The following is a 25,977-nucleotide window of genomic DNA, read 5'->3' as shown; positions in this document are numbered from 1 at the left end:
CGCCGACTTGGGGCAGAATCTTCTTGAAAACCCCGGAAATCAGGCGCATATGCCCCGCCTATGGCCTGCGGTTCCCGCGGGCTGATACGTATTGGAGTGACCATGGCCAAGGAAGACATTCTCGAATTCCCCGGTGTCGTCAAGGAACTCCTGCCGAATGCGACATTCAAGGTTGAACTCGACAATGGCCATGAATTGATCGCTGTGATGGCAGGCAAGATGCGCAAGAACCGCATCCGTGTTCTGGCGGGCGACAAGGTGCAGGTGGAAATGACCCCATATGACCTGTCAAAGGGTCGTATCAACTATCGTTTCAAGTAAGTTGCGGCTGATCCTTGGTTCCGCCAGCCCGCGCCGGAAGGAGCTTCTGGCGCAGCTTGGCCTAACGCCGGACGCCATCCTGCCCCCTGACATTGATGAAGATCCGCGCCCGCGCGAATTGCCCCGCCCGTATTGCGTGCGGCTTGCGCGCGAGAAGGTGCAGGCGGTCGAGGCCGGGCCGGAGGATGTGGTGCTGTGTGCCGACACCACGGTGGCGCTGGGGCGCCGTATTCTGGGCAAGCCTGCCGATGTCGGCGAGGCCGCCGCTTTTCTGACCTTGTTGGCCGGGCGCCGGCATGAGGTGATCACGGCGGTTGCCGTGCGCCGTGGGGAGCGCATCCTTGCGCGCGAGTCGGTGAGCACCGTGAAGATGAAGCGGCTGTCGGATGCCGAGTTGAACGCCTATCTGGCCAGCGGTGACTGGCAGGGCAAGGCAGGCGGCTATGGCATCCAAGGGATGGCGGGCGCGCTGATCCCTTGGATTCAGGGCAGTTACAGCGGGATCATGGGGCTGCCGGTGGCGGAAACCGCGGTGTTGCTGGAGGCCATTGGCTATCCGGTCTGGAGGCAGGCATGAAGGGTCGGGTGGTGATCGTCGACGAGATCGGCGCGCGGCAGGTTTCGGCGCTGGTGGTGGACGGGCAGCTGATGGAGCTGTCGGTGGACCCGGAGGGCGATGCGGTGCTGCCGGGGGCGATTTACCGCGCCATTGCCGACCGGCCGGTGAAAGGGCAGGGCGGGATTTTCGTCAAACTGCCGGAAGGCTCGGGCTTTTTGCGCCAGATCAGCGGCATAGCGCCCGGTCAGCGGCTGCTGGTGCAGGTCTCGGGGCCAGCGGAGCCGGGCAAGGCGGTGCCGGTGACGGCGCGGCTGCTGTTCAAGTCGCGCTTTGCCATTGTCACTCCGGATGCGCCGGGGCTGAACATCAGTCGCCGCATCCGCGAAGAAGACGCGCGGGCGGAGTTGGCCGCGATTGCCGCCGAAGGGATGGCGGGCGCGGCCGAGACGCTGGGGTTGATCCTGCGTTCGGCCTGCGACGGGGCAGAGCCCGACGCGATTGCCGAGGATATTGCCGCGATGCGCGGGCTGGCCGAGGCAGTGCTGGCGGACCTCAAGGGCGATGCAGAACTGCTGGTGGATGGTGCGGGGGCGCATGACATTGCGTTCCGCGACTGGCTGGACCCCGCGCCGGATGAGGCGGTGATGGAGCCCGGCGGTTTTGCCGCACATGGCGTCGATGAGATGGTGGCGGCGCTGTTGCAGCCCCGGGTCGATCTGCCGGGCGGCGGGCATATGATGATTGAGCCTACCCGCGCCTTGGTCGCGGTGGATGTGAACACCGGACCCGACACCAGCCCGGCGGCGAGCCTGAAGGTGAACATTGCCGCCGCCCGTGATCTGCCGCGCCAGTTGCGGCTGCGGGGCTTGGGCGGGCAGGTGGTGGTGGATTTCGCACCGATGTCCAAGAAAGACCGGGCGATTCTGGATCAGGTGATCAAGGCCGCGTTCAAAGGCGATGGCGAGGCCAATCTGGCGGGGTGGACAACGCTGGGCCTGTATGAGCTGACCCGCAAGCGCGACCGCTTGCCTTTGGCCGAGGTGGCGCGGGGGCTGTTCGCATGAGTTGTCCGATCTGCAAGAAAGACACCGATCCGAAGTATCGGCCTTTTTGCTCGCGCCGCTGCGCCGACGTGGACTTGGGGCGGTGGCTGAACGAGAGCTATGCGATTCCCGCGCCGGACGGCGAGGAAGACGGGCGGCCCGGGCTGGAGGATGAAGACCGGCTGCCGCGCGGCTAAGGCGGGGGAGTGGCATCTGCCTGATTTGCCTGTGTTTTCAGGGTTTACGCAGGGCGTGGAAAACATTCCGGTGCCGGAATGGCGAAAAAGGCGAAAAAGCCTCTGGACAGCCTCGCCGCCCTGACGTATCACCCGCCAACCCAAGCGGAACACCCGCTTGATCCGGTGCCCGGATAGCTCAGTTGGTAGAGCAGCGGATTGAAAATCCGCGTGTCGGCGGTTCAAATCCGTCTCCGGGCACCACTTTTTCTTTGCAAGATCAAATGTGTTGTTGCGCCGCCTTTGGCCTGTGCGCCGCGGGTTAGAACCATTGGCCGGGTTCCATCAGGCCGAGATCCATCAGCTGCTGGCTGTGCCAAGTGAAGGCGGTGGAGTTGCGCCAGCGGAAATCTTGGATGCTGAAGCGCGAGCCGGGATTGGTGCGCAGGGCCTTGGCGGTGCGGAAAGAGGCGAGCACCGTGGTGATGTTGTTGTGCCACGGGCAGGCATAGGTGTTCATCTCTTCATCCGAGAGCGTGAAATCGGGGCGCAGGGTGAGGCCGGGTTTGGTGCGGAACAGGCTGATGCGGTCGATCTTGCGGCGCTGCGGCGGGATGTGTTCTTCGAACCGCCAGCGCAGACCGCCGAAGAAATCGAGTTGGCGTTCGCGCGGGTGATTGTGGTTGGCAGGATCGGGGCGGCCAAGCGCGTAATAGCCCGACTTGTCGAGATGCGCGTCTTCGAGCGAGACGGCATTGGGGTGACGTGTCAGATCGCCGGCGTAAAGGTCGATCACATAGGTGAGCATGGCGCAGCGCCGCTCTTCGCTGTGAAAGGCGAGCAGTTCCAGCACGTTGCGCGTTTCGCAGAAAGGGTGGAACAGGTATTCGGCATTGTAGCCGTAAAACAGCCAGACATCGGGCACCGCCGCGATCAACCGATTGACGGCTGTCACGAGCGCGCCTTCGGCGTGCACATCGTGAGGGATGCGGTGGATGCTGGCTTCGAGCTGGGGGTCAAGATCGATTTCCGAAGGCGCGAGCAGGACCACCACGGGAAAGCCCGCGTTCTGGTGATGGCGCAGGGTGCTTTCCACCTCGACCCCGTCTTCCGCCAGGATCACCGCGACCGGGCCCGGGCCGATGAGGGCGGGGGCGCGGGCAAGAAACTCGGTCAGGCCGCCGTGGCGCATGGGTCCTCCGCTGTGGTTGGGGCGCAGGGTCGGCGATGGGGGGGCGCATTGCAAGAGCGTGCCCACGGGCCTTGCGCATTTTGCGCCGGAGGGGTGGGGTTTTGCGGGCCACGCGGGCTTGCGTTGCGCCCGGCGGCGGTTCGCGCTAGAACACGCGCTGTTCCACGCCGGGGTATGCCATGTCTGAGGCCAAGAAGCTGTTCATCAAGACCTATGGCTGTCAGATGAATGTCTATGACAGCGAGCGCATGGCGGAAGCCATGGGCGCAGAGGGCTATACGCTGACCGATGTGGTGGAAGATGCGGATATGGTGTTGCTCAACACCTGCCACATCCGTGAGAAGGCCAGCGAGAAGCTGTTTTCCGATCTGGGCCGCTTGCGCCCGTTGAAGGATGCGCGACCGGATCTGAAAATCGGGGTGGCGGGCTGCGTGGCGCAGGCCGAAGGGGCAGAGATCCAGCGGCGCATGCCCTTGGTGGATATCGTGGTGGGTCCGCAGGCCTATCACCGGCTGCCCGCGCTGGCGCGGGCGACGGGGCCACAGGTGGACACCGATTTCCCGGCCGAGGACAAGTTTGACCATCTGCCCGAGCGCAAGGCCTTGCGGGGGCCGACGGCGTTTCTGACGGTGCAGGAAGGCTGCGACAAGTTCTGCGCCTTTTGCGTGGTGCCTTATACGCGCGGCGCCGAGGTCAGCCGCCCGGTGGAGCGCATCTTGCGCGAGACGCGGGATCTGGTGGCGCGTGGGGTACGTGAGGTGACGCTGCTGGGGCAGAATGTGAACGGCTATCATGGTGCGGGCGCGGATGGCGACTGGACGCTGGGGCGGCTGATCCGGGCCTTGGCAGAGGTCGAAGGTCTGGAGCGCATCCGCTATACCACCAGCCATCCCAACGATATGGACGACGATCTGATTGCCGCGCATGGCGATGTGCCGCAGCTGATGCCTTATCTTCACCTGCCAGTGCAGTCGGGATCTGACCGCATCCTCAAGGCGATGAACCGCAAGCACACGCGGGACGATTATTTCCGGGTGATCGACCGCATTCGCGCGGCGCGGCCGGACATTCTGTTTTCGTCGGATTTCATCGTGGGCTTCCCCGGTGAGACGGAGGAGGATTTCGACGACACGCTGGATCTGGTGCGCCGGGTCGGGTTCGGGCAATCCTATTCCTTCAAATACTCCGCGCGGCCGGGCACCCCGGCGGCAGAAAAGACTCCGGTGCCTGCCGAGGTGGCGGATTCGCGGTTGCAACGCTTGCAGGCGCTGATTTTGGAGCAGCAGCGGGCCGGGCAGGAGGCCATGGTGGGGCGCGAGGTGACGGTGCTGTATGAAAAGCCCGGACGCCAGCCAGGCCAGATGGTGGGCAAATCAGACCACCTGCACGCGGTGCATGTGGCGGATGCGACCGGGCGCGTGGGCGAGCTTGCGCGCGTGCGTGTGACAGCTTCGCTGGCCAACTCTCTGTCGGCGGTCAGAATTTCGTAATCCTGCGCAGTGATCCGGTGGGGCCCGGAGTGTTGCCGGGCGCAAGACAATGCCGCAAGATGTAGCGCGCCTCTTGCTGTGAGCTGCTAAGGGTTGCGCGATAAATGCCCTGAATCGCTGAGATTTCGCTTTACTTCACTTTTCCTCGACGTCAATCCTGAGCGTATTGTTCTGCTCGTTTAGTGTCACATGAGGGAAGGGGGCTGCGGCTGTGGAACGGTTTTCCAAAGCATTGCGGATGATCCTTGGGGGAGCGGCGCTCGCGGTTGGTATGTCGGGTGCGACTGCCGCCTTGGCGCAGGGGGCTCCGCAGGTCACCGGAAAGATTGAATGGGGTGTGTGGATCGATGATGACGGCTGCATGCACTGGTGGGCGGATGGCGGATTGGAAGGCTATATGGTGCCGCGCCGCAACCCGAAGGATGGCAAGCCGGTCTGTCTGAAGCGCAACACCTGTTTGGTGGAGAACACCGACCAGCTTTTCGCAACGGATTCGGCGCAGCTGAGCGCGCAGGGGCGGGCGCGGTTGCAGCAGTTCTTCCGCTCTGCCGGGGCCTTTGGCTATGCCATCTATGGCCATACCGACAGCCGGGCTTCGGATGAATACAACATGCGCCTGTCCGAGCGGCGCGCGGCGGCCGTGGCCAATGTGGCGCGGTCGGTGGGCGCGCATGTGGAGCGCGAGATCGGCTTTGGCGAGCGTCAGCCTGTGGCCTCGAATGCGTCGGCGGCGGGGATGCAGAAGAATCGGCGCGTCGAAGTCGTTTGCTACCGGTGGTGATGAGCATGAACATGACATTCAAACTTGGCGCGGCCTTGGCGGTGATGACACTGGGCGGCTGTGTGGCGGGGGATGGCCTGACGCCTTATCGCGGGCCGGATTCGGTGATCGCGACCGGGCTGGACAAGGGGCGCGACTCGGGGGTGCTGCGCAACGGGCAGGCGGCGATTGCCTATGATCCGGATGGCTGCCAGAACTGGATCATGGATGATGGCGTGGAAGGCTATTCCAGCCCGCGCTTTGACCCGCGCACGGGCCTGCCGATCTGCAACGATCACTATCCCCCGGGGACCGTGATCCGCAATTATCAGACCGGAAGCGAAGGCCTGCGCGATTATGTGCCGGGGCCGGGCATCCGCACGGTGGTGCGCCGCAGCAACTGAGCGGCACCGAGGGGAAAAAATCGGGGGGCTGCGGGGAACCGTGGCCCCTTTTGCCTGTTGAACGCTATGCCCGGCATTTGGGCAGGTGTCACATTTGCGTGCAGGTGCTGGATATAAACTGAGACCGACACGAAATCGATGCTTGCCAGATCCTGTGACGCGGCGCACGATACATACAGGCCCTAGCCGAAGGAGACCTCATTGGGCATCAGCGCGCTGACCCCCCCGACCAAACCCGAGGACATCATCGAGACTGTTCTTGAATTTCCAGACAACCGTTTGCTGATTGATCTGTGCGGCGAATTTGACCGCAATCTGGCACAGGTCGAGCATCAGATGGGCGTGCATATCCTGCGGCGGGGCAATCGCCTTGCGGTGATCGGGGACAAGGGGGCGCGTGATCAGGCGGCGGCGGTGCTGCGCAGTCTGTATGCGCGGCTGGAGTCCGGGCGCACCGTGGCCGCGGGCGACATTGATGGCGCGATGCGGCTGGGGCAGGCGACGATCAGCCCGGAAGGGGAGCAGATCGAGCTGTTCAACCCCGGCATGGAAATCCGCACCCGCAAGAAGCCGGTGGAGCCGCGCACCGAGGCGCAGAAGGCCTATGTGGCCAATCTGTTCAGCCATGAGCTGGGCTTTGGCATCGGACCTGCGGGCACGGGCAAGACCTATCTGGCGGTGGCGGTGGGTGTGACCATGCTGGTGTCGGGCGCGGTGGAAAAGATCATCCTGAGCCGTCCGGCGGTGGAAGCGGGCGAGCGTTTGGGCTTCCTGCCCGGCGACATGAAGGAGAAGGTCGATCCTTACATGCAGCCGCTTTATGATGCGCTGAATGATTTCCTGCCCGCCAAGCAGGTGCAGAAGCTGATGGAGGAAAAGCGCATCGAAATTGCGCCTTTGGCCTTCATGCGCGGGCGGACCTTGTCGAACGCCTTTGTGGTGCTGGACGAGGCGCAGAACGCGACCACCATGCAGATGAAGATGTTCCTGACCCGTCTGGGGCAAGGCAGCCGCATGGTGATTACGGGCGACCGCACGCAGGTGGACCTGCCGCGCGGCATGCCTTCGGGCTTGGCCGATGCGGAGCGCATTCTAAAAGGGGTGCGGGGGGTGACGTTCAATTATTTCACCTCGAAAGATGTGGTGCGGCACCCGTTGGTGGCGCGGATCATCGAAGCCTATGAGGCGGATGAGACGCCACAGGCCTGACGCTTGCGCGGGTTGAGATGTCCGGGGGCTGTCTGCCCCCGGGCCCCCGAGGATATTTGTGAACAGATGACAGGGTTGGCCGTTGTTCGGCTTGTCTGGCCGCCGGTCTTGCGCTAGGGCGCAGCGATGGAACCGCTTGTGGATTGCGTGATCGAGGATGCCCGTTGGGAGGGCGCGGGGCTGGAGCCCTTGTCCTTGCGCGCGGCCGAAGCGGTGCTGGCGGCGCTGGATCTGCCGCGGGCGGGGTTCACGCTCTGCGTGCTGGGCTGTGATGACGCGCGGATTGCGGTGCTGAACGCCGAGTTTCGCGGCAAGCCTGCGCCGACCAATGTGCTGAGCTGGCCTTCGGAAGAGCTTGCGGAGCCGGGGCCGGGGGCGGAGCCCGCGCGGCCTTTGACGGGGGAAGCGGAGGCGCCGTGGTCTTTGGGCGATATTGCGATTTCCTATGACACCTGTGCGCGGGAAGCGGCGGCGGCGGGAAAGCCGCTGACCGACCATGTGACGCATCTGGTTGTTCATGGACTGTTACATCTGCTGGGCTATGATCACATCGAGGATGCGGATGCCGCAGTGATGGAAAAATGGGAGGTGGCCATACTTGCCACCCTTGGGGTTGATGACCCATATTGACGCGGCATCCGCTTTTGGGATGTTTTTTGGGAAAAGGACTGATGGGCAGTAGCAACGACGGGTCTATCGCAGCGCATGGCGCGCTGTCTGATGTGCAGACTGACGAAGATCAACCTCCGAGTAGAAGTCTGTTCGGACGTTTGATGGGGGTGTTTTCGGGGGCTGACAGCCCGGCGGGGGGAAGGTCGGAAGAGCCTGTGCCCATTGCCGCCAGCAGTCCCGGATCGAGTCCGGGCTTGGGCAACCTGCGACGGTTGCGGGTGGATGATGTGGCGATCCCGAAGGTGGATATTGCCGCGGTGCCCATCGACATTGGCCGTGACGAATTGGTGGAAGTGTTCCGCGAGCAGGGCTTTTCGCGCCTGCCGGTCTACAAGGGCACGCTGGACCATCCGCAAGGGCTTGTGCTGTTGAAGGATCTGGCCTTGCAGCACGGCTTTGGCAGCTCGGGGCGGTTTTCGCTGCGCAAGCTGTTGCGGCCCTTGCTTTACGCGCCGCCGTCAATGCCCATCGGTGTGTTGCTGCAAAAGATGCAGCGCGAGCGGGTGCATATGGCGCTGGTGATCGACGAATATGGCGGTGTCGACGGGCTGGTGACGATCGAGGATCTGATCGAGACGGTGATCGGGGAGATCGAGGACGAGCACGACGAGGATGAAGGCCTGCTGTGGAAGGAAGAAAAGCCGGGAGTCTTTCTGGCGCAATCCACAGCGCCCTTGGAAGAGTTCGAGGCCGCGATCGGGTTCAAGCTGCGGCATGGCGAGGACGATGAAGAGATCGACACGCTGGGCGGCCTGATCTTTGTGCGCACCGGACGGGTGCCGGTGCGCGGCGAGATCGTGCCGCATGAAACCGGGGCCGAGTTCGAGGTGGTGGACGCCGATCCGCGCCGGATCAAGCGCTTGCGGGTGCGCCTGCCGGGCAGTCTGCCCGATCCGGTGGCCGAATTGCCCGCTCCGGCCCCGCTGATGCTGGAGAAGGCCGCGTCTTGATCGGGCGCGGACGGGTCTTTCGCGCAGCGCCGGATTGGCGCGCGGCGACGCTGAATGTTGTGGCGGGGGTGGCGGTTGCCTTGGGGCAGGCGCCACTTTCGGCGTGGTATCTGGCGTTTCCGGCGCTGGTCTGGGCCTTGGCGCGGATGGCCCGGCCCGCGACGGCAGGCGGGGCTTTCTGGGCCGGTCTGCTGGTGGGGGCGGGGTATTTTGGCGCCTCATTGACCTGGATCGTGTCGCCGTTCTTCATTGATCCTTGGGTTTACGGCTGGATGGCCCCGTTCGCGGTGGTTCTGATGGCCTTTGGCTTTGGCCTGTTCTGGGGGGGCGCGGCGGCCTTGGCCGCGCGCTTTCCCATGCGCCCTGTGGCCTTGGCGGCGACCTTGGCCGGGATGGAGATCTTGCGCGGCTATGTTCTGACCGGATTCCCTTGGGCGCTGGTGGGGCATATGTGGCACGGGGTGCCGGTGGTGCAGAGCGTGGCGCTGTGGGGGGCGACCGGGCTTACCGTGGTGACGCTGGCCTTGGCGGCTGCGCCGCTCATTTGGCGCGGCTGGGGCATCGCGCTGGCGGCGGCGGGGCTGGCGGCGGGCTTTGGCTTTGGCCTGTGGCAGTTGGGCCAGCCGGAGGCTGCAGCGCGCATGGCGAGCCTGCGGCTGGTGCAACCCAATGCCGAGCAACATCTGAAGTGGGACCCGGATCAGGCGCGGGTGCTGTTTCAGCGGCAACTGGATCTGACCCGCGCGGGGCAGCCTGCGGATCTGACGATCTGGCCCGAAACGGCGGTGCCCTATCTGCTGGAATATTCGCCCGAGGTGGCGCCGATCATCACCGCGGCTTCGGGCGGGGCCAAGGTGGCGATTGGCATTCAGCGGGTGGAAGGCGACCGCGGCTGGAATTCGCTGCGGGTGCTGGAAGGCGACGGGGCGCTGGTGGCGACCTATGACAAGTTTCATCTGGTGCCCTTTGGCGAATACATGCCGATGGGCGATCTGTTGCAGGACTGGTTCGGCATCGGGGCCTTTGCCGCGCAGGTGGGCAATGGCTATTCGGCGGGGACAGGGCCGCAGGTGCTTGACCTTGGGCCAGATCTGGGGCGGGTCTTGCCGCTGATCTGCTATGAGGCGGTGTTCCCGCAGATCCCGCGTGGCGCGCCAGAGCGGCCGGACTGGATGCTTCAGATCACCAATGACGCGTGGTTTGGCACGCTGACCGGGCCGTTCCAGCATTTCGAGCAGGCGCGGATGCGCGCGGTCGAGCAGGGCTTGCCGTTGATCCGGGTGGCCAATACGGGCGTCACGGCGGTGATCGATGCGCGCGGGCGGGTGCTGGACGCGCTGCCTTTTGGCGAGGCGGGGGCGTTGGACGTGGCGCAGATCCCGGGGGCGCTTGCCATCACCCCCTATGCCCGTTGGGGCGAGGGTCCGGCGGTTCTGGCGGTTTTGCTGCTTTTTGCCGCTGCGTGCTGGCGGCGCAGGGCGCGCATCGCTTGACGCTGTGGGGCGCAGGCTCTAGGTGCGGGGCTGAACTGTCACAACGGCTTCCTGGCGTGGCAGGGATCACACAAATGGAGCACGACCCCAATGAGCCGCAAGAACTATGTTTTCACCTCGGAATCGGTTTCCGAGGGGCATCCTGACAAGGTCTGTGACCGGGTCTCGGATGCGGTGCTGGATGCCTTTCTGACGGAAGAGCCCAATGCGCGCGTTGCCTGTGAAACCTTTGCCACCACCAATCGCGTGGTGGTGGGCGGTGAGGTGGGGTTGTCGAGCAAGGCCGCGACCGATGCCATGCTGGAGCGGGTCGAAGGCATCGTGCGCGATTGTGTGAAGGACATCGGTTACGAGCAGGACAAGTTCCACTGGAACACCTTGTCGGTGCACAATTATCTGCACGGCCAGTCGGCGCATATCGCGCAAGGTGTGGACAAGGATGGCGCCGGTGATCAGGGGATCATGTTCGGCTATGCCTGCCGCGAGACGCCCGAGTTGATGCCCGCGCCGTTGCAATATGCGCAGGCGATCCTGCGGCGTCTGGCGGAAGTGCGCAAATCGGGCGAGCAGCCGACGCTGGGGCCGGATGCGAAATCGCAGCTGTCCTTGCGCTATGAGGATGGCAAGCCGGTGGAGGTGACCTCGATCGTGCTGTCGACGCAGCACGCGCTGGAGACCCAGACCTCAGACGATATCCGCGCGATCGTGGAGCCGTATATCCGGCAGGTGCTGCCCGAAGGCTGGCTGACCGAGGCCACGAAATGGCATGTGAACCCCACGGGCATTTTCGTGATTGGCGGGCCGGATGGCGATGCGGGCCTGACCGGGCGCAAGATCATTGTGGACACCTATGGCGGGGCGGCGCCGCATGGGGGCGGTGCTTTCTCGGGCAAGGACCCGACAAAGGTGGACCGTTCGGCGGCCTATGCCGCGCGCTATCTGGCCAAGAACGTGGTGGCGGCGGGGTTGGCCGATCGCTGCACGCTGCAGGTGTCTTATGCGATTGGCGTGGCCGAGCCGCTGTCGATCTATGTGGATACTCATGGCACTGGTGAAGTGGACGCGGCGCAGATCGAACGCGCTGTTGCGGCCTGCATGGATCTGACCCCGCGCGGCATCCGCACCCATTTGAACCTGAACCGCCCGATCTACGCCCGCACCAGCGCCTATGGCCATTTCGGGCGCGCGCCCGAGGCCGATGGCGGCTTTAGCTGGGAGCGGACCGATCTGGTCGAGGCCTTGAAGAAGGCGGTGTGAGCCAAGCCGCCCGCGCCGGGCAGGGTTTGGCGCGGGCGGAAGTTTGCGGGCCGGCTATGTCTTGACCGCAGGGGTCCGGCCTGACACTAGGCGCGCCAGAGTTCGCAAACAGGATGAAGCCGCATGTCAGACCAGACAGAACGCCGCAATTTCTATGGCCGGGTGCATGGCAAGACGCTGCGCGCGAGCCAGAAGGACTATCTGGCCCATGATCTGGAAACCCTGCGACTGCCGGGGGTGACGGTCGAGGACAACCCAAGCCGCGCGCCGCTGGATCTGGCGGTGTTTCCCGGCGCCCGCCCCTTGTGGGTGGAGGTGGGCTTTGGCGGCGGCGAGCATCTGGTGCATATGGCCGCACGTTACCCGGAGGTGGGGATCATCGGCTGCGAGCCCTTTGTGAACGGGGTTGCCATGCTTTTGGGCAAGATCCGCGCGGCGGGGGTGCGCAATCTGGCGATCCATCCGGGGGATGTGCGCGATCTGTTCGATGTGCTGCCTGCGGCCAGTGTGGACAAGGTTTTCCTGAACTATCCCGACCCTTGGCCCAAGGCGCGCCACCACCGCCGCCGCTTTGTGACGCCGGGCTATCTGGCGCTGCTGGCCCGCGTGATGAAGCCGGGGGCCGAGTTCCGGGTGGCGACGGATATCCCCGATTATGTGCGCCAGACGCTGGAAGAGGTGCCACACGCGGGCTTCGTGCTGGAGCATCAGGCCGGAGAGGGCGGGGCATGGGAGGATTGGCTGTCCACCCGCTATGAGCAAAAGGCGCTGCGCGAGGGGCGCGCGCCGCATTACCTGACCTTCCGCCGCGCCGCCTAAAGCGGCGGAATCGCCCAAGCCTCACCCGGGGCGAGGGGGCGAAAGCGCGCGGGCGCGATGCCCTTGGCCGCAAGTGCTGTGTCGAGCGCCAGAAGCGGCGCGTCCCGCGCCTCATCGGTCAGCTGGAACGTGCCCCAATGGTGGCCGATGGCATGGGCCGCACCCGACATCACAAAACCTTCGACCGCTTCGGCGGGGTTCTGATGCTGGCCTTGCATGAACCAGCGCGGCTCATAGGCGCCGATCGGCAGGATGGCGGCGCGGATGGGCCCATGCTTTGCCGCGAGATCGCGGTAAGGGCGGCCTTGGTCAAAGCCGGTGTCGCCGATGTGCAGCACACGGCCGGGGGGGCCTTCGATCACAAAGGCGGCCCAAAGGGCCATGGAGCGGTCGCGCGTGCCGCGCGCCGACCAATGATGGCAGGGCTCGAAATGCAGGGTCAGCGGGCCGAGCGGGGCCGATTGGCCCCAGTCGCGCGTGGTGATCCGGGCCTCGGGCAGGGCGTCGCGGATGATCGCATCATTGCCCAGCGGCGTGAGGATCTGCGGCGCATGGGCGGCGTGCAGGCTGGCGAGGGTGGCCAGATCCAGATGATCGTAGTGATTGTGGCTGATCAGCACCGCATCGATGCGCGGCAGATCGGCAAAGGCGATGCCGGGGGCCGCCACCCGTTTGGGCCCGGCAAAGGCGAGGGGGCTCGCGCGGTCGGACCAGACCGGATCGGTGAGCAGGTTCAGGCCCGCCATCTGAATCAGCAGGCTGGCATGGCCGACCATGGTGATGGTCATGTCTGCCACCTGCGCGGCAGGGCGCGCCGGGGTGACGGGCACCTGTTCGGGCCAGCTTTGGCGGGTGCCGCCGAATTGCCATTTCAACAGGTCGGAAAACCCGCGCGGGGCGGTGCCGCCGGGGTTGAAAAACCTCACCCCGTCAAAGTGATCCGAGACCGGGCCGCTGTAATAGCGGTTGCGAGGTGACGTGAGGGCCATGGCAGCAGCGCCCCCGCCGACCCCGAGGGCGGCGAGAAGGGCGGTTCCTTTGAGAATGGTGCGACGGTGCATGGCCGTCGATATGCGGCATGGCGCGCGCACATCAACCCCCCATGGACCGCAGTCCCTGCTTGCGCTATCAGGCGGGCGTTCACATTCGGGAGAAGATGATGTCCGGCCATGGCGATGCGCAACCGATGACCTCTGCGAAAAGCGGACCGCTGAAGGGCACCGCCGCGGTGCCGGGCGACAAGTCGATTTCACACCGGGCGCTGATCTTTGGCGCGATGGCGGTGGGCGAGACCCGGATCACCGGGCTGCTGGAAGGGCAGGATGTGCTGGACACCGCCCGCGCGATGCGCGCCTTCGGGGCAGAGGTGACACAGCACGGCCCGGGGGCATGGTCGGTGCATGGCGTGGGCGTGGGCGGGTTTTCGGAACCCGCCGATGTGATCGATTGCGGCAATTCGGGCACCGGCGTGCGGCTGATCATGGGCACGATGGCCACCACGGCGATGACGGCGACCTTCACGGGAGATGCCTCCTTGCGCAAGCGCCCGATGGGGCGGGTGACCGATCCGCTGAGCCTGTTCGGGGCAGAGGCCTATGGCCGCAAGGGCGGGCGCTTGCCGATGACGGTGGTGGGTGCGGCGAATCCGGTGCCGGTGCGCTATGCGCTGCCCGTGGCCTCGGCGCAGGTGAAATCGGCGGTGCTCTTGGCGGGTCTGAACGCACCGGGTGAGACGGTGGTGATCGAGCGCGAGCCGACGCGCGACCATTCGGAGCGGATGCTCTTGGGCTTTGGCGCTGAGCTTTCGGTGGAAAAGACCAGCGAAGGCCATGTCATCACGCTGCAAGGTCGCCCGGAATTGCGCCCGCAAACGGTGGCGGTGCCACGCGACCCAAGCTCGGCCGCGTTTCCGACCTGTGCGGCGCTGATCGTGGAAGGCTCCGACATTCTGGTGCCGGGGGTGAGCCAGAACCTGACGCGCAACGGGCTGTATCTCACGCTGTCCGAAATGGGGGCGGAGATCGAGTTCCAGAACCCGCGCACCGAAGGCGGCGAGCCGGTGGCGGATCTGCGCGTGCGGTTTTCGGACAATATGAAGGGAATTGAGGTGCCGCCCGAGCGCGCGCCGAGCATGATCGACGAATACCCGATCCTGTCGGTGGTCGCGGCCTTTGCCAGCGGGCGCACGGTGATGCGCGGCGTCAAGGAGTTGCGGGTGAAGGAATCCGACCGCATCGATGCGATGGCGCGCGGGCTGGAGGCCTGCGGTGTGCGGATCGAGGAAGACGAGGACACGCTGATCGTCCATGGCTTGGGGGCGGGCGGCATGCCGGGCGGCGCCACCTGCGCCACCCATCTGGACCACCGGATTGCCATGTCCTTCCTTGTGGCGGGCATGGCCTCCAAGGCGCCGATCTCGGTCGATGATGCCTCGCCCATTGTGACATCCTTCCCGATCTTCGAAGGGCTGATGAACGGCCTTGGGGCGTCGATCCGGCGCGGCGCGGCGCAAAACCTGTAAGGCCGCGCCTCGGGCTGCGGTCGGATGCCTCCGGCGGGAGTATTTGAAAAAGGTGCAAATCGGGGATCTCTCTTGGGCTTTGCACCTTTCTTAAATACTCCCGCCGGAGGCGCCTTGGGGCTGCGCGGCGTTGGGGTTTTTGAGACAGGAAGGCTGGAGCATGATCTTTACCGTGGCGATTGACGGGCCTGCGGCAGCGGGCAAGGGCACCATCAGCCGGGCGGTGGCCGAGGCTTTTGGCTTTGCGCATCTGGACACTGGTGCCCTTTACCGCGCCGTGGGGGTCAAGGGCGGCGATCCGGTGCAGGCCGCGCAAGGCCTTACGCCCGAGGATCTGGCGCGCGATGATCTGCGCACGCTGGAGGCGGGGCAAGCGGCCAGCCGTGTGGCCGTGATCCCGGAGGTGCGCGCGGCGCTGCTGGCGTTTCAGCGCCGCTTTGCCCGGCGTCCGGGCGGCGCGGTGCTGGACGGGCGCGACATTGGCACCGTGATCTGCCCCGAGGCCGAGGTGAAGCTTTTTGTGACCGCGAGCGCCGATGTGCGGGCACGGCGCCGTTGGCTGGAGTTGGGCGGCGCGGCGGCGTCGCGCAGTCTCGCCGATGTGCTGGCTGAGGTGCAGGAGCGGGATGCGCGCGACATGGGGCGGGCCGATGCACCCTTGCGCGCGGCCGAGGGCGCGCAGGTGATCGACACCAGCGCGCTGAGCAGCGCGGAGGCCATCGCAGAGGCGGTGGCGCTGGTCCGGCAGACACTGGGGCGCTGAGCCGCTTTTCCTTTGAGTTGCCGAGCGTTTGGCCCGGATCGAACAGAGCCTGTGCGCCGCTGCACTTTGGTTCCGGCTGTCGCTCGCTTACATGCAGGCATGACGCAATCGAGCCGATCCGGGTCCCGGATCGCACAGCACAAGGCGGATCATCATGCTGCACGAGAAACTGAACTGGCGCTATGCCACCAAGAAAATGGACCCGTCCAAACCTGTCGACCAAGACAAGGTGGACCGTATTCTGGAGGCCATCCAGCTGGCCCCGACCTCGAGCGGGTTGCAGCCGTTCGAGGTGATCGTGGTCACCAATCCAGAGGTCAAGGCGCAGCTGCGCGAGGTCGCCTTTGGGCAGGCGCAGGTGACCGATGGCAGCCATGTGCTGGTCTTCGCGGCATGGGATAACTACACCGAAGCGCGGATTGACGCGGTGGTGGACCAGTTGGTGGAAGAGCGTGGCATTCCGCGTGAGGCCGTTTCGGGCTATTACGACAATCTCAAGACCATGGTGCTGGCGCGCGACGCCGAGGTGAACTTCGAACATGCGGCGCGTCAGGCCTATATCGCCTTTGGCATCGGGCTGACGGCGGCGGCTTTTGAAGAGGTGGATTCCACCCCGATGGAAGGGTTCGACCCGGCCAAGGTGGATGAGATTCTGGGTCTGCGCGCGCGCGGTTTGCGCTCTGTCACGCTGTTGCCGCTGGGCTATCGCGCGGCGGACGGCGACTGGCTTTTGGGCATGAAGAAGGTGCGCAAGCCGATGGCGGAGCTGGTCTCGGAGGTCGCCTGAGGCCTTTGGTCCCCCGTATTGTGAGAGGGTGCGGCATCCATGGGGGCCGCACCCTTTTTCATGGGGCCTGCGCGCCTGTTTCGGGGGCGTGCGGCCTGTGGGATCGGTCTTGCAGGGCGCGCGGTGATGGCGGATCTTGCCACAGCGACAAGAGGGCGGTGGCATGACGCAGGCGGGTATCGTTTTTCATCTGCCCGCGCGGCATCTGGAGAATTGGCGCGAGACGCGGCATCTGCGGCTGTTTGCGCGGATCGAGGCGGTGTTCGCGCCTTTGGGCGCGCGGATCGCGGTGGCGGATCGGCGCGCGCGTCTGTTTCAGGCGGGGGAAACGGCGGCCTATGACGATGGAGATCTGCACATCATCGACTCCGGGCGGGCGCGGGGGGCGGGGGTTCTGAACGCCTCCATCGCCTATCTGCCGCCCTTCTGGCATCTGGACCCGCTGGGGATGCAGGCCGAGAGCAGCATCGCTGGGCGGGTGTTCGACCCGGCGGAGGTGCCCGCGCGGGCGGCTGCCGGGTTTTTCGAGCGGATGCGGGGGCGCTATACGTTGCAGCGGCGGTCGCGGCGTGCGCAAGAGGAGGCCGAGGCGCGCTTTGCCCCCGGCGCGATTGCGGTGTTTTTGCAGGGAAGCCAGCCAGAGCAGAACGGGCTGGCCTATCTGACGGGGCGGGAGATGCTGCGCGCGGTGGCGCAAGGGGCCGGGGGGCGGCAGGTGCTGGTCAAGCCGCACCCTCTGGCGCCCGATCATGATGCAGCGGTGATTGCAGAGGCTTTGGCCGAGGGGCTGGCGCTGACGCCGACCACGGCCAATGTGCATGACATCATCGCGGCCTCGGTGGCGACGGTCAGCGTGAATTCGGCCTGTGCGCTTGAAGGCTTTTTGCAGCGCAAGCCCGCGATCCTGTGCGGGCCGTCGGACTTTCACCATGTGGCGCACACGCTGCGGCGGCCAGAGGCCTTTGCCGCCGCCCTTGCGCGGGCCTTGGCGCCGCCGGTGCCGGAGTATGAGCGGTTTTTGTATTGGTATTTCGTGCGCAACTGCGTGAATCTGGGGGCGCCGGATTTTGCCACCAAGGTGGAGGCGATTTTCACCGCCGCCGGCTTCCCGCCCGCGCGATTGGGGATTGAGGCGAAGGGCGCTTGAACGCGCGCTTTGGCTTGCTCTTGTTGCGTTCTGGCGCTATAGGCCCCCCATCCTGCCAGAGATCTCTGGCCCGGTTTTGCGGGCTGTGGTCGGGTCAGCGGGGCGATCAAAGACCGGCGGAGCCAACCGCATGGCCAGAAAACCACGAAAAAGGACAAACTGCATATGTGCGCTAAAGCTACCATGGAAGACTTTGAAGCCCTTCTGAAAGAGAGCTTCGAGATTGACACCCCCGAAGAAGGTTCGGTTGTCAAAGGCAAGGTCATCGCGATTGAAGCAGGCCAAGCCATCATCGACGTCGGCTACAAGATGGAAGGCCGCATCGATCTGAAAGAATTCGCAAACCCCGGCGAGCAGCCCGACATCAACGTCGGCGACGAAGTCGAGGTTTATCTGGACCGCGTGGAGAATGCGCGCGGGGAAGCCCAGATCAGCCGTGAGAAAGCCAAGCGCGAAGAAGCTTGGGACCGTCTGGAAAAGGCCTATGCCGCCGAAACCCGCGTCGATGGCGCGATCTTTGGCCGTGTCAAAGGTGGCTTTACCGTGGATCTGGGTGGCGCTGTGGCCTTCCTGCCCGGCAGCCAGGTTGACGTGCGCCCGGTGCGTGACGCTGGCCCGCTGATGGGCTTGAAGCAGCCGTTCCAGATTCTGAAGATGGACCGTCGCCGTGGCAACATCGTTGTGTCGCGTCGCGCCATTCTGGAAGAATCGCGTGCCGAACAGCGCGCCGAAGTCATCGGCAACCTGACCGAAGGTCAGACCGTGGATGGCGTGGTCAAGAACATCACCGAATACGGTGCGTTCGTGGATCTGGGCGGCGTTGACGGCCTGCTGCACGTGACCGACATGGCTTGGCGTCGCGTCAACCACCCGTCGGAAATCCTTGCCATTGGTGAGACTGTCAAGGTGCAGGTCATCAAGATCAACAAGGAAACCCACCGTATTTCCTTGGGCATGAAGCAGCTGCAAGAAGATCCGTGGGATGCTGTCGAGCGCGCCTATCCGCTGGGTTCGGTCCACAAGGGCCGCGTGACCAACATCACCGATTACGGCGCATTCGTCGAGCTGGAAGCCGGTGTCGAAGGTCTGGTTCACGTGTCGGAAATGTCGTGGACCAAGAAGAACGTGCACCCCGGCAAGATCGTTTCGACCAGCCAGGAAGTGGACGTCATGGTGCTGGAGATCGACTCCGCCAAGCGCCGCGTGTCCTTGGGGCTCAAGCAGACCCAGCGCAACCCGTGGGAAGTGTTCGCCGAGAACAACCCGGTGGGTTCGACCATCGAAGGCGAAGTCAAGAACATCACCGAATTCGGTCTGTTCATCGGTCTGGAAAACGACATCGACGGCATGGTTCACCTGTCCGACCTGTCGTGGGATCAGCGCGGCGAAGACGCGATTGCCAACTATCGCAAGGGCGACACCGTCAAGGCCGCCGTTTCGGAAGTTGACGTCGAGAAAGAGCGTATCTCACTGTCGATCAAGGCTTTGGGCGAAGACACCTTCACCGATGCGGTGGATGGCGTGAAGCGCGGCTCGGTGATCACGGTTGAAGTGACCGCGATCGAAGAGGGCGGCGTCGAGGTGGAATACAACGGCGCTAAGTCGTTCATCCGCCGCAGCGACCTGAGCCGCGACCGTGGCGACCAGCGCCCCGAGCGGTTCTCGGTGGGCGACAAGGTTGACGTGCGCGTGACCAATATCGACGCCAAGACCCGTCGCATGGGCCTGTCGATCAAGGCACGCGAGATCGCCGAAGAGAAAGAAGCGGTTGAGCAGTATGGCTCGTCCGATTCGGGTGCATCGCTGGGCGATATCCTTGGCGCGGCACTGAAAGGCGACAAGAACTGAGGCTTTGGCCTCGATTGTTGAGGAAAGGCCCCGCCGAAAGGCGGGGCCTTTTTGTATCTTACGGGGATTCCAGCCTTTTCGTTTGTGTGGCGCCGAATTATTTGCCTATAGTCGGTGCAGAATAATCACAGCGGCGGCGGCATTTGCGCAGGCAGATCGCGGACCGATCGCAGGGGGGACACTTCGGATGATCCGTTCGGAACTGATCCAGAAAATCGCGGATGAGAACCCGCATCTGACACAACGCCATGTCGAGCGCATCGTGAACACGGTGTTCGAAGAGATCATCGAGGCGCTGGCCAAGGGGGATCGGGTGGAGTTGCGCGGCTTTGGGGCCTTTTCGGTCAAGTCGCGCGACGCACGCACCGGGCGCAACCCGCGCACCGGGGAGGCGGTCGAGGTTGAGGACAAGAAGGTGCCCTTCTTCAAGACCGGCAAGCTGTTGCGCGATCGGCTGAACGGCAAGAGCTGAAGGGCCAAAGCGGAAGGCTTGGGCAGGGCAGGGGCCGACAGGACTTGCACCTGACGCCTCCAGCGCCGATATTCGGGACTGAGTTTCCGGGAGTGGTTTGATGATCCGTTATCTGCGCTATGTGCTTTTGGCTGTGCTGGCCATCAGCCTGTTGACCTTGGCCTTGGCCAACCGGGGCGTGGTGACGCTGCGGGCCTTGCCGGACGATCTGGCGACGTTTTCGGGCTTTGGCTGGCAGGTGGATCTGCCGCTTTACGTGGTGATCTTTGCCAGCATTCTGGCCGGGGTGTTGATCGGTTTCGTCTGGGAATGGTTCCGCGAGCACAAGCACCGTGCTTATGCGTCCACCAAGGCGCGTGAGGTTTCCAAGCTGGAGCGGGAATTGGCCGTGATGCGCGACACCAAGCCCGAAGCGCAGGATGATGTGCTGGCCTTGCTGGATCAGCGCAAGGCGGGCTGACGGGCATGGCAGAGATCAGGGTCAAGATCTGCGGTCTGCGGACCGTGGCGGATGTGGCTGCCGTGGCGGCGGCAGGGGCGGCCTATGCGGGCTTTGTGTTCTTTCCCAAAAGCCCGCGCCATGTGACCCTTGCGCAGGCGCGCGCGCTGGCCTTGGCGGCCCCGGTGGGCTTGGCCAAGGTGGCGCTGGTGGTGGATGCCGATGATGCGGCGCTGGACGCGATCATCGAGGCGATGCCTTTGGATATGCTGCAATTACATGGGCACGAGTCGCCCGAGCGTGTGGCCGAGGTGCGCGCGCGCTATGGCTTGCCGGTGATGAAGGCGGTCGGCGTGGCGGATGAGGGCGATCTTGCGGCGGTGCTGGAATATTCTTTGGCGGCGGATCAGATTCTGGTGGATGCCAAACCCCCGAAGACGGCCGCTCTGCCCGGAGGCAATGGCCTGTCGTTCGACTGGCGGCTGGTGGCGCAGCGGCGCTGGTTGCGGCCGTGGATGTTGGCAGGCGGGCTGACCGCCGGGAATGTGGCGGAGGCCATCCGGCTGACGAATGCGCGTCAGGTTGACGTGTCCTCGGGGGTGGAGCTGTCGCCGGGGGTGAAGGATGCGGCGAAGATCGCGGCCTTTGTGGCGGCGACACGCGCGCCAGCCGTGCCCATTTTGCGCTGAACCTGTGGGGCTTGGCACCAGCGGGTGCCGCAGCAACAAGAAAGGGGGGCTTGCGCCCCCCTTTCTCACTGAAGCGATGCCGACCCGGGGGGCTTACATAGCGGGCAGGATCGTCAGGTCGCGCAGCACCTCTTCGGTGCCGGTGATGTCCCACGACTGGGTCACGGCGCCGGTGGCGAGGTCCACTGTGTGCAGGGCGCCATTGGCGACCAGCCATGCCGTGTTGGTGCCGTCTTCGGTGGTGGCGATGTCGAAGGCGACCGGGCCTTCGACCGTGGCGCCCAGCATGCCGATGCTGGCATTGGTGCCATCGTTCGGGGCGGTCTGTTGCAGCAGGCCCGAAAGCCCAGTGTCGATGTTATACATCGCGGTGTTTTCGGGTTTGCCGAAGCTGTTGCTATAGGCGGTCGCGCCGACCATCAGGCCTGCATTGGCATTCGCATCACCGGCCTCCCACGCAAGGTCGCCGTCCACCGTGACTTCGCCGGTGTCCATGTTGATGCGGTGGTTGGTGGTGCCCGACATGAAGCGCAGCCGATCTGCCGCCGGATTCACGTCGACGATGACCGGAGCGCCATCGGCGATTTCCATCTTGGTGTTCATGGTGGACAGCGGCGTGGTTTCGCCGGTCATCGGATCGATGGTGACGATGGCCTGTTCATCGGTGACACCGATGACGGTCATGGTGCCGGGACGATAATCGATCCCGTGCAGCTTGTTGACGCCTTGCACCTCGACAGTGCCGGTCACGGCAGCGGTGGCGGGGTCGATCATCACCAGCGTCTTGTCGCCAGCAAGGCCCAGAGCGGTTTGCGCGAAAGCGGGCGCGGTGAATGCGGCTGTGGCGAGAAGAGTTGCAAGAATACGCGTCATGGTGTCACTCCATCTTATACAAAAATCATGGCCTTAGCGGCCGATGCGCAATGGATACGTTTGCCAGCCACCTCGAGTTTCAGCCCGGGTGATAACGAAACCGTTATGACGAAGCTGTGGCGCGGCTTTACCGCGTGGCATGGGCGCGCTAGGTAATCGCAGACATATCAGGAGGCGGACCATGGCCGAGGACGGAATCAACAGCTTTATGACCGGGCCAGATGAGGCCGGGCGTTTTGGCATCTTTGGCGGGCGCTTTGTCTCGGAAACGCTGATGCCGCTGATCCTTGAGCTGGAAGAGCGCTATGAGTTCGCCAAGACCGACCCGGCGTTCTGGGCCGAGATGGATGATCTGTGGAAGCATTATGTGGGGCGCCCGTCGCCCTTGTATTATGCCGAGCGGCTGACCCAGCATCTGGGCGGGGCCAAGATCTATCTGAAGCGCGACGAGCTGAACCACACGGGCGCGCATAAGATCAACAATGTGCTGGGGCAGATCATTCTGGCGCGGCGCATGGGCAAGACGCGGATCATCGCCGAGACCGGGGCCGGGCAGCATGGGGTGGCCACCGCGACTGTCTGCGCCAAGTTCGGGCTGAAATGCGTGGTCTATATGGGCGCGCATGATGTGGAGCGCCAAGCGCCGAACGTGTTCCGCATGCGGCTTTTGGGGGCCGAGGTGGTGCCGGTGACATCGGGGCGCGGCACGCTGAAGGATGCGATGAACGATGCGCTGCGCGACTGGGTGACGAATGTGCGCGACACCTTTTATTGCATCGGCACGGTGGCCGGGCCTGCGCCCTATCCGGCGATGGTGCGCGATTTCCAGTCGATCATCGGCAAGGAAGTGCGCTGGCAGCTGGCCGAGCAGGAAGGCGAAGGGCGGCTGCCCGACACCATCATCGCGGCGATTGGCGGCGGGTCGAATGCAATGGGGCTGTTCCATCCCTTCCTTGACGATCCTTCGGTGAAGATCATCGGCGTTGAAGCAGGCGGCAAGGGTGTGGATGACCGGATGCAGCATTGCGCCAGCCTGACCGGCGGTCGTCCGGGCGTGCTGCATGGCAACCGCACCTATCTGCTTCAGGACGAGGACGGGCAGATTCTGGAAGGCTTCAGCATCAGCGCGGGGCTTGATTATCCGGGGATCGGGCCGGAACACGCTTGGCTGCATGACGTGGGCCGCGCGGAATATGTGAGCATCACCGATGCCGAGGCGCTGGAGGCGTTTCAACTGTCGTGCAAGCTGGAGGGAATCATCCCTGCGCTGGAGCCGAGCCATGCGCTTGCCCATGTGATGAAGATCGCGCCGACCTTGCCGAAAGACCATATCATCGTGATGAACATGTGTGGCCGTGGCGACAAGGACATCTTCACGGTGGCCAAGCATCTGGGATTTGACATGAAGGTCTGAGCTTTCGCTCTGCCGGATGGCCTTTGCCCGCGCCCGCGTCCTGCTGGCGGGGGTTTTCTTTGCGCAAGGGCCATAAACCTTGGTTTAGGCGCGCAAACCAGAGGCCGAGGCGGGCCGGATTAAACCGCCGGTGCATGGCAGCGGGCCGCGGCCTGCGTTTTGCTGAGCCTGTCGCCGATGGGAGCGATGAAGGCCGGATCAAGGGCGACCTTGGGACGGGCCGCATTCGGAGAAAGATCATGACACTGAAGGTTGGTGTGCTGGTGCTGGGGTTGATGCTGCCAGCGGGGACGGGCTTTGCCCTGACCGCCGAACAGGCGATCGCGGATTTGCAGGCGGCGGGCTATTCGCGCGTCGAAGTGAAGCGGGGCCTGTCGCAGATGAAGGTAGAGGCGATCCGTGGCACCGAAAAACTGGAACTGGTGCTGGACCGCGCTACTGGCGCGGTGCTCAAGCGCGAGCAAGAGACGGTGCGGCCGGGGGAGACCACCACGCCCGGCGTGAGCATCCGCGACCGCAACCGTGATTTCGTGCGGGGCGGTTCCGCTTCGGAGGATGACGATGACAACGGGCGCCGGGGCCGGGGCAGCGATGACGCGCCGGGAGATGACCGCGGTGGCGACCGGGACGACGATGACCGTGACGATGATGACCGTGACGATGATGATGACGGTGACGATGATGACCGTGACGATGATGACGATGACCGTGACGATGATGATGATGACCGCGACGGGGAGGATTGACCGCGCGCGCCATGCGGAAGGGATGCCCCGCTCTTGCCGGGGCATCCGCCTTGTAGGATAGTGCCTTTGCGCAACGAAGCCGCGCCTGTGCTGGCCGGAAAGGAAGTTATGCAGCGTCGCAGCCTTTTGGGGCTTGTTTTGGCGGTGGCCTTGATGGGGCATCCTGCCTTTGCGAAAGACTTTACCGAACATGTGCTGGAACAGTTGCAGGATCAGGGCTTTGGCGCGATTCAGGTGGAGCGCACCCTGTTGGGTCGCACCCGCATACTGGCCGACAGCGGAACCGGACGGCGCGAGATCATCCTGAACCCGCGCACGGGCGAGATTTTGCGCGATCTGTGGATCCCTGCCTCGGGCGGCGGCCGCAGTGGCGGGCTGATCCGTGACGCCGAGGCGGATGACAGCGGTCGGGGCCGGGGCCGGGGGCGCGGCGGAGACGATGACGAGGACGAAGAGGAAGACGAGGACGACGACGACAGCTCTGGCGGGAGCGACGGCGAGGACAACAGCGGCAAGGGCGGTGGGTCGGATGATGACGATTGATCCTGCCGCTGAGGAGCGCGGGTGATGCGGCGGGTTGCGATCCTTGCGCTGTTCGTGGTGCAGGCCCTGTGCGCGTTTTTCTTTGTCTCGGACATCCTGTCTTCGCTTTTGGGGCTGCGCAGCACGCCGCTGGCGTGGGAATTGCGCGAATTGCTGGAGATCGGCGCGGCCTTGGGGCTGATCTTGGGCCTGATCTTGGGCGCACTGGTGCTGCGGCGCAGTTTCCGCGACCGGGCGCGGGCCGAGGCGCGGCTGCGGCGGGCTTCCGGCGCGTTCATGGACCTACTTTCCGAACGGTTTGACGATTGGGGCCTGACCCCCGCAGAGCGCGATGTGGCGTTGTTCTCGATCAAGGGCATGAGCACGGCCGAGATCGCAGGTTTGCGCGGCACCAGTGAAGGCACGATCAAGGCGCAGACCAATGCGATCTACCGCAAGGCCGGGGTGACGGGGCGGCCGCAGTTGCTGAGCCTGTTCATCGAGGATCTGATGCGGGACGATGGCGCGGTGCGGCAGGCGGCCAAAGCCCCGGACGCGGCCTAGCCAAGCCGGGGCGGGCCTGTGGGCGTGTCACGATCCTGAATGGCGATGTGCATCCCGCGCCCGATGCGATGCGCAAGCGCCGACCAAGCGGCGGCGGTCTGCTCGGGCAGGGTGCGGCGCAGGACCGAATCGAAGAGGCCCAGCCACACGCCGAACATCGGCGCCCGCACATCGCCTGCCGCCATATGCACGGCCATGGGGTTGCCGTCATAGCTGCGCTCGAACAAGATCGCGTTGCGCCAGAAGCGGGCGATCTTTTCTTCATGCGCGGGCCAGTCGGTGACATGGCGGGCAAAGACAGGGCCAAGGCCGGGATGGGCGCGCACGCAGGCGTAAAACTCGGCCAGCGTGGCGTTGATCTGATCGGCGGTGATCGGAAAGCGGGGCGGGATCATGCGGCGCTGGTGCGGATCAGCGCGGCGCGGGGGCCGCGTATTGGGCAAGCACCTCCAGCGGGACCACCTGAAGGGTGATCTGATGGGTGGCGTTCAGATGAACCTGAGGCGCGGCACCTTCTTCATGCGCCTGCAAAAAGCGGCCCGCGCAAAGGCACCAGCGATCCCCGGGCTTGAGCCCCGCAAAGCCATATTCGGGGCGCGGCGTGGAGAGATCATTGCCGAGGTATTTGGAAAACGCGAGGAACTCGGCCGTCATCACCGCGCACACCGTGTGCAGCCCCCGGTCCATCGGGCCGGTGTCGCAGCAGCCGTTGCGGAAAAATCCGGTGACGGGATCGGTCGAGCACGGCTCCAACCTGCCGCCCAGCACATTTACGGATGGTTCTTTCATGCGCGTCCCCTTGCTTGGGCCAAGGATAGGCCGCGCGCGGCGCAGGGTCCAGTGGCGC

General features: G+C 64.6%; 30 protein-coding genes, 1 tRNA gene and 1 riboswitch. Of the genes, 26 read left to right on the top strand and 5 right to left on the bottom strand.

Translation table 11 applies throughout. From position 1 onward, the window contains the following. Positions 1 to 102: 102 nt before the first annotated feature. The 5 genes from infA to CUR21_RS11045 all read left to right on the top strand — a co-directional run bounded on the left by infA (position 103) and on the right by CUR21_RS11045 (position 2,363). A complete protein-coding gene (gene infA, locus CUR21_RS11065; RefSeq protein ID WP_054005112.1) occupies positions 103 to 321 on the top strand; it encodes a translation initiation factor IF-1 in 219 nt (72 codons plus the stop codon). Between the two features lies 1 nt (position 322). Beyond that, entirely contained in the window at positions 323 to 898 is a 576-nt protein-coding gene (locus CUR21_RS11060; protein ID WP_100197090.1) for a nucleoside triphosphate pyrophosphatase, read from the top strand. Beyond that, positions 895 to 1,944 carry a ribonuclease E/G gene (locus tag CUR21_RS11055; RefSeq protein WP_100197089.1) on the top strand — a complete coding sequence of 350 codons (1,050 nt, stop codon included), beginning with the start codon at positions 895 to 897 and terminating at the stop codon, positions 1,942 to 1,944. The genes CUR21_RS11060 and CUR21_RS11055 overlap by 4 nt, the downstream gene beginning before the upstream one ends. Then, positions 1,941 to 2,120: a DNA gyrase inhibitor YacG gene (locus tag CUR21_RS11050; protein WP_100197088.1), complete on the top strand. Its 180-nt coding sequence runs from the start codon at positions 1,941 to 1,943 to the stop codon at positions 2,118 to 2,120. The genes CUR21_RS11055 and CUR21_RS11050 overlap by 4 nt, the downstream gene beginning before the upstream one ends. A 167-nt stretch (positions 2,121 to 2,287) precedes the next feature. Next, positions 2,288 to 2,363: transfer RNA gene (locus CUR21_RS11045), tRNA-Phe, on the top strand. A gap of 58 nt (positions 2,364 to 2,421) precedes the next feature. Here the strand turns inward: CUR21_RS11045 and CUR21_RS11040 are convergent. Then, entirely contained in the window at positions 2,422 to 3,291 is an 870-nt protein-coding gene (locus CUR21_RS11040; protein ID WP_100197087.1) for a hypothetical protein, read from the bottom strand. Positions 3,292 to 3,470: 179 nt separating this feature from the next. On the opposite strand from CUR21_RS11040, the gene miaB reads away from it, so the two are divergent. From miaB to CUR21_RS10995, 9 genes are all read left to right on the top strand, one after another. Continuing rightward, positions 3,471 to 4,781 carry a tRNA (N6-isopentenyl adenosine(37)-C2)-methylthiotransferase MiaB gene (miaB, locus tag CUR21_RS11035; RefSeq protein ID WP_100197086.1) on the top strand — a complete coding sequence of 437 codons (1,311 nt, stop codon included), beginning with the start codon at positions 3,471 to 3,473 and terminating at the stop codon, positions 4,779 to 4,781. Positions 4,782 to 5,019: 238 nt separating this feature from the next. Further along, positions 5,020 to 5,562, top strand: coding sequence for an OmpA family protein (locus CUR21_RS11030; RefSeq protein ID WP_100197085.1), 543 nt, complete (start codon positions 5,020 to 5,022; stop codon positions 5,560 to 5,562). An 11-nt stretch (positions 5,563 to 5,573) separates the two neighbouring features. Next, positions 5,574 to 5,945 carry a hypothetical protein gene (locus tag CUR21_RS11025; protein WP_157791996.1) on the top strand — a complete coding sequence of 124 codons (372 nt, stop codon included), beginning with the start codon at positions 5,574 to 5,576 and terminating at the stop codon, positions 5,943 to 5,945. A 201-nt stretch (positions 5,946 to 6,146) separates the two neighbouring features. Next, entirely contained in the window at positions 6,147 to 7,154 is a 1,008-nt protein-coding gene (locus CUR21_RS11020) for a PhoH family protein (protein WP_100197083.1), read from the top strand. 126 nt (positions 7,155 to 7,280) lie between these two features. After that, positions 7,281 to 7,784: an rRNA maturation RNase YbeY gene (gene ybeY / locus CUR21_RS11015; protein WP_100197082.1), complete on the top strand. Its 504-nt coding sequence runs from the start codon at positions 7,281 to 7,283 to the stop codon at positions 7,782 to 7,784. A gap of 41 nt (positions 7,785 to 7,825) precedes the next feature. Continuing rightward, complete coding sequence (locus tag CUR21_RS11010) at positions 7,826 to 8,776, top strand: transporter associated domain-containing protein (RefSeq protein ID WP_100197081.1); 951 nt, start codon at positions 7,826 to 7,828, stop codon at positions 8,774 to 8,776. Next, the gene (gene lnt / locus CUR21_RS11005) at positions 8,773 to 10,269 is read left to right on the top strand and encodes an apolipoprotein N-acyltransferase (RefSeq protein ID WP_232622761.1); all 1,497 of its coding nucleotides are present in this window, start codon (positions 8,773 to 8,775) and stop codon (positions 10,267 to 10,269) included. Before CUR21_RS11010 ends, lnt begins: the two co-directional genes overlap by 4 nt. Positions 10,270 to 10,301: 32 nt before the next feature. Then, a riboswitch (SAM-SAH riboswitch) is annotated at positions 10,302 to 10,351 on the top strand. 8 nt (positions 10,352 to 10,359) lie between these two features. After that, the gene (gene metK / locus CUR21_RS11000; RefSeq protein ID WP_100197080.1) at positions 10,360 to 11,526 is read left to right on the top strand and encodes a methionine adenosyltransferase; all 1,167 of its coding nucleotides are present in this window, start codon (positions 10,360 to 10,362) and stop codon (positions 11,524 to 11,526) included. 123 nt (positions 11,527 to 11,649) lie between these two features. Further along, on the top strand, positions 11,650 to 12,345 hold the full coding sequence (locus tag CUR21_RS10995; RefSeq protein ID WP_100197079.1) for a tRNA (guanosine(46)-N(7))-methyltransferase TrmB: 696 nt from the start codon (positions 11,650 to 11,652) through the stop codon (positions 12,343 to 12,345). Here the strand turns inward: CUR21_RS10995 and CUR21_RS10990 are convergent. Then, a complete protein-coding gene (locus CUR21_RS10990) occupies positions 12,342 to 13,334 on the bottom strand; it encodes an MBL fold metallo-hydrolase (RefSeq protein ID WP_232622760.1) in 993 nt (330 codons plus the stop codon). The genes CUR21_RS10995 and CUR21_RS10990 overlap by 4 nt on opposite strands. A gap of 170 nt (positions 13,335 to 13,504) precedes the next feature. On the opposite strand from CUR21_RS10990, the gene aroA reads away from it, so the two are divergent. The 8 genes from aroA to CUR21_RS10950 all read left to right on the top strand — a co-directional run bounded on the left by aroA (position 13,505) and on the right by CUR21_RS10950 (position 21,011). Continuing rightward, entirely contained in the window at positions 13,505 to 14,866 is a 1,362-nt protein-coding gene (aroA, locus tag CUR21_RS10985) for a 3-phosphoshikimate 1-carboxyvinyltransferase (protein ID WP_100197504.1), read from the top strand. Positions 14,867 to 15,026: 160 nt separating this feature from the next. Further along, the gene (locus CUR21_RS10980; RefSeq protein ID WP_100197077.1) at positions 15,027 to 15,629 is read left to right on the top strand and encodes a d(CMP) kinase; all 603 of its coding nucleotides are present in this window, start codon (positions 15,027 to 15,029) and stop codon (positions 15,627 to 15,629) included. Between the two features lie 154 nt (positions 15,630 to 15,783). Next, on the top strand, positions 15,784 to 16,416 hold the full coding sequence (locus CUR21_RS10975; RefSeq protein ID WP_100197076.1) for an NAD(P)H-dependent oxidoreductase: 633 nt from the start codon (positions 15,784 to 15,786) through the stop codon (positions 16,414 to 16,416). A 163-nt stretch (positions 16,417 to 16,579) separates the two neighbouring features. Then, positions 16,580 to 17,563 carry a hypothetical protein gene (locus CUR21_RS10970; protein WP_100197075.1) on the top strand — a complete coding sequence of 328 codons (984 nt, stop codon included), beginning with the start codon at positions 16,580 to 16,582 and terminating at the stop codon, positions 17,561 to 17,563. Between the two features lie 105 nt (positions 17,564 to 17,668). Further along, on the top strand, positions 17,669 to 19,411 hold the full coding sequence (gene rpsA / locus CUR21_RS10965; RefSeq protein WP_255413787.1) for a 30S ribosomal protein S1: 1,743 nt from the start codon (positions 17,669 to 17,671) through the stop codon (positions 19,409 to 19,411). 187 nt (positions 19,412 to 19,598) lie between these two features. Then, positions 19,599 to 19,883 carry an integration host factor subunit beta gene (ihfB, locus tag CUR21_RS10960; protein WP_100197073.1) on the top strand — a complete coding sequence of 95 codons (285 nt, stop codon included), beginning with the start codon at positions 19,599 to 19,601 and terminating at the stop codon, positions 19,881 to 19,883. A gap of 100 nt (positions 19,884 to 19,983) precedes the next feature. Continuing rightward, positions 19,984 to 20,343: a lipopolysaccharide assembly protein LapA domain-containing protein gene (locus CUR21_RS10955; protein WP_369802519.1), complete on the top strand. Its 360-nt coding sequence runs from the start codon at positions 19,984 to 19,986 to the stop codon at positions 20,341 to 20,343. Between the two features lie 5 nt (positions 20,344 to 20,348). Next, positions 20,349 to 21,011, top strand: a complete 663-nt coding sequence (locus CUR21_RS10950; protein ID WP_100197072.1) for a phosphoribosylanthranilate isomerase — start codon at positions 20,349 to 20,351, stop codon at positions 21,009 to 21,011. Positions 21,012 to 21,104: 93 nt separating this feature from the next. Here the strand turns inward: CUR21_RS10950 and CUR21_RS10945 are convergent, their stop codons facing one another. Further along, positions 21,105 to 21,884 (bottom strand): DUF4394 domain-containing protein, encoded by a 780-nt coding sequence (locus CUR21_RS10945; RefSeq protein ID WP_100197071.1) that lies wholly within the window; start codon positions 21,882 to 21,884, stop codon positions 21,105 to 21,107. Between the two features lie 181 nt (positions 21,885 to 22,065). Here CUR21_RS10945 and trpB point away from each other — a divergent pair, with 181 nt between their 5' ends. The 4 genes from trpB (at position 22,066) to CUR21_RS10925 (ending at position 25,130) form a co-directional block, all read left to right on the top strand. Then, positions 22,066 to 23,298: a tryptophan synthase subunit beta gene (gene trpB / locus CUR21_RS10940; RefSeq protein ID WP_100197070.1), complete on the top strand. Its 1,233-nt coding sequence runs from the start codon at positions 22,066 to 22,068 to the stop codon at positions 23,296 to 23,298. A gap of 239 nt (positions 23,299 to 23,537) precedes the next feature. Further along, the gene (locus tag CUR21_RS10935; RefSeq protein WP_157791995.1) at positions 23,538 to 24,044 is read left to right on the top strand and encodes a PepSY domain-containing protein; all 507 of its coding nucleotides are present in this window, start codon (positions 23,538 to 23,540) and stop codon (positions 24,042 to 24,044) included. A gap of 108 nt (positions 24,045 to 24,152) precedes the next feature. Further along, positions 24,153 to 24,587 carry a hypothetical protein gene (locus CUR21_RS10930; protein WP_100197068.1) on the top strand — a complete coding sequence of 145 codons (435 nt, stop codon included), beginning with the start codon at positions 24,153 to 24,155 and terminating at the stop codon, positions 24,585 to 24,587. Between the two features lie 24 nt (positions 24,588 to 24,611). Beyond that, positions 24,612 to 25,130, top strand: coding sequence for a helix-turn-helix transcriptional regulator (locus tag CUR21_RS10925; RefSeq protein ID WP_100197067.1), 519 nt, complete (start codon positions 24,612 to 24,614; stop codon positions 25,128 to 25,130). On the opposite strand, the gene CUR21_RS10920 is transcribed toward CUR21_RS10925, so the two are convergent. Both CUR21_RS10920 and CUR21_RS10915 read right to left on the bottom strand, forming a co-directional pair. Beyond that, the gene (locus CUR21_RS10920) at positions 25,127 to 25,525 is read right to left on the bottom strand and encodes a group III truncated hemoglobin (protein ID WP_100197066.1); all 399 of its coding nucleotides are present in this window, start codon (positions 25,523 to 25,525) and stop codon (positions 25,127 to 25,129) included. The two genes, CUR21_RS10925 and CUR21_RS10920, sit on opposite strands and share 4 nt — an antisense overlap. Positions 25,526 to 25,541: 16 nt before the next feature. Then, positions 25,542 to 25,919, bottom strand: a complete 378-nt coding sequence (locus CUR21_RS10915; protein ID WP_100197065.1) for a DUF2237 family protein — start codon at positions 25,917 to 25,919, stop codon at positions 25,542 to 25,544. Positions 25,920 to 25,977 lie beyond the last annotated feature (58 nt).

This window comes from Pseudorhodobacter sp. MZDSW-24AT, from assembly GCF_002794355.1.
GTDB lineage: Bacteria > Pseudomonadota > Alphaproteobacteria > Rhodobacterales > Rhodobacteraceae > Pseudotabrizicola.
The sequence above is the reverse complement of the archived record's forward strand: the minus strand, read 5'-3'. Positions and strand labels throughout refer to the sequence as shown.

Bases quoted from the DNA above. Each gene is read 5' to 3' on its own strand.
- infA (WP_054005112.1), top strand. From the start codon at position 103: ATGGCCAAGGAAGACATTCTCGAATTCCCCGGTGTCGTCAAGGAACTC.
- CUR21_RS11055 (WP_100197089.1), top strand. From the start codon at position 895: ATGAAGGGTCGGGTGGTGATCGTCGACGAGATCGGCGCGCGGCAGGTT.
- CUR21_RS11050 (WP_100197088.1), top strand. From the start codon at position 1,941: ATGAGTTGTCCGATCTGCAAGAAAGACACCGATCCGAAGTATCGGCCT.
- CUR21_RS11040 (WP_100197087.1), bottom strand. From the start codon at position 3,291: ATGCGCCACGGCGGCCTGACCGAGTTTCTTGCCCGCGCCCCCGCCCTC.
- miaB (WP_100197086.1), top strand. From the start codon at position 3,471: ATGTCTGAGGCCAAGAAGCTGTTCATCAAGACCTATGGCTGTCAGATG.
- CUR21_RS11030 (WP_100197085.1), top strand. From the start codon at position 5,020: ATGATCCTTGGGGGAGCGGCGCTCGCGGTTGGTATGTCGGGTGCGACT.
- CUR21_RS11025 (WP_157791996.1), top strand. From the start codon at position 5,574: ATGACATTCAAACTTGGCGCGGCCTTGGCGGTGATGACACTGGGCGGC.
- ybeY (WP_100197082.1), top strand. From the start codon at position 7,281: ATGGAACCGCTTGTGGATTGCGTGATCGAGGATGCCCGTTGGGAGGGC.
- CUR21_RS11010 (WP_100197081.1), top strand. From the start codon at position 7,826: ATGGGCAGTAGCAACGACGGGTCTATCGCAGCGCATGGCGCGCTGTCT.
- metK (WP_100197080.1), top strand. From the start codon at position 10,360: ATGAGCCGCAAGAACTATGTTTTCACCTCGGAATCGGTTTCCGAGGGG.
- CUR21_RS10995 (WP_100197079.1), top strand. From the start codon at position 11,650: ATGTCAGACCAGACAGAACGCCGCAATTTCTATGGCCGGGTGCATGGC.
- CUR21_RS10990 (WP_232622760.1), bottom strand. From the start codon at position 13,334: ATGGCCCTCACGTCACCTCGCAACCGCTATTACAGCGGCCCGGTCTCG.
- aroA (WP_100197504.1), top strand. From the start codon at position 13,505: ATGTCCGGCCATGGCGATGCGCAACCGATGACCTCTGCGAAAAGCGGA.
- CUR21_RS10980 (WP_100197077.1), top strand. From the start codon at position 15,027: ATGATCTTTACCGTGGCGATTGACGGGCCTGCGGCAGCGGGCAAGGGC.
- CUR21_RS10975 (WP_100197076.1), top strand. From the start codon at position 15,784: ATGCTGCACGAGAAACTGAACTGGCGCTATGCCACCAAGAAAATGGAC.
- CUR21_RS10970 (WP_100197075.1), top strand. From the start codon at position 16,580: ATGACGCAGGCGGGTATCGTTTTTCATCTGCCCGCGCGGCATCTGGAG.
- ihfB (WP_100197073.1), top strand. From the start codon at position 19,599: ATGATCCGTTCGGAACTGATCCAGAAAATCGCGGATGAGAACCCGCAT.
- CUR21_RS10955 (WP_369802519.1), top strand. From the start codon at position 19,984: ATGATCCGTTATCTGCGCTATGTGCTTTTGGCTGTGCTGGCCATCAGC.
- CUR21_RS10950 (WP_100197072.1), top strand. From the start codon at position 20,349: ATGGCAGAGATCAGGGTCAAGATCTGCGGTCTGCGGACCGTGGCGGAT.
- CUR21_RS10945 (WP_100197071.1), bottom strand. From the start codon at position 21,884: ATGACGCGTATTCTTGCAACTCTTCTCGCCACAGCCGCATTCACCGCG.
- trpB (WP_100197070.1), top strand. From the start codon at position 22,066: ATGGCCGAGGACGGAATCAACAGCTTTATGACCGGGCCAGATGAGGCC.
- CUR21_RS10935 (WP_157791995.1), top strand. From the start codon at position 23,538: ATGACACTGAAGGTTGGTGTGCTGGTGCTGGGGTTGATGCTGCCAGCG.
- CUR21_RS10930 (WP_100197068.1), top strand. From the start codon at position 24,153: ATGCAGCGTCGCAGCCTTTTGGGGCTTGTTTTGGCGGTGGCCTTGATG.
- CUR21_RS10925 (WP_100197067.1), top strand. From the start codon at position 24,612: ATGCGGCGGGTTGCGATCCTTGCGCTGTTCGTGGTGCAGGCCCTGTGC.
- CUR21_RS10920 (WP_100197066.1), bottom strand. From the start codon at position 25,525: ATGATCCCGCCCCGCTTTCCGATCACCGCCGATCAGATCAACGCCACG.
- CUR21_RS10915 (WP_100197065.1), bottom strand. From the start codon at position 25,919: ATGAAAGAACCATCCGTAAATGTGCTGGGCGGCAGGTTGGAGCCGTGC.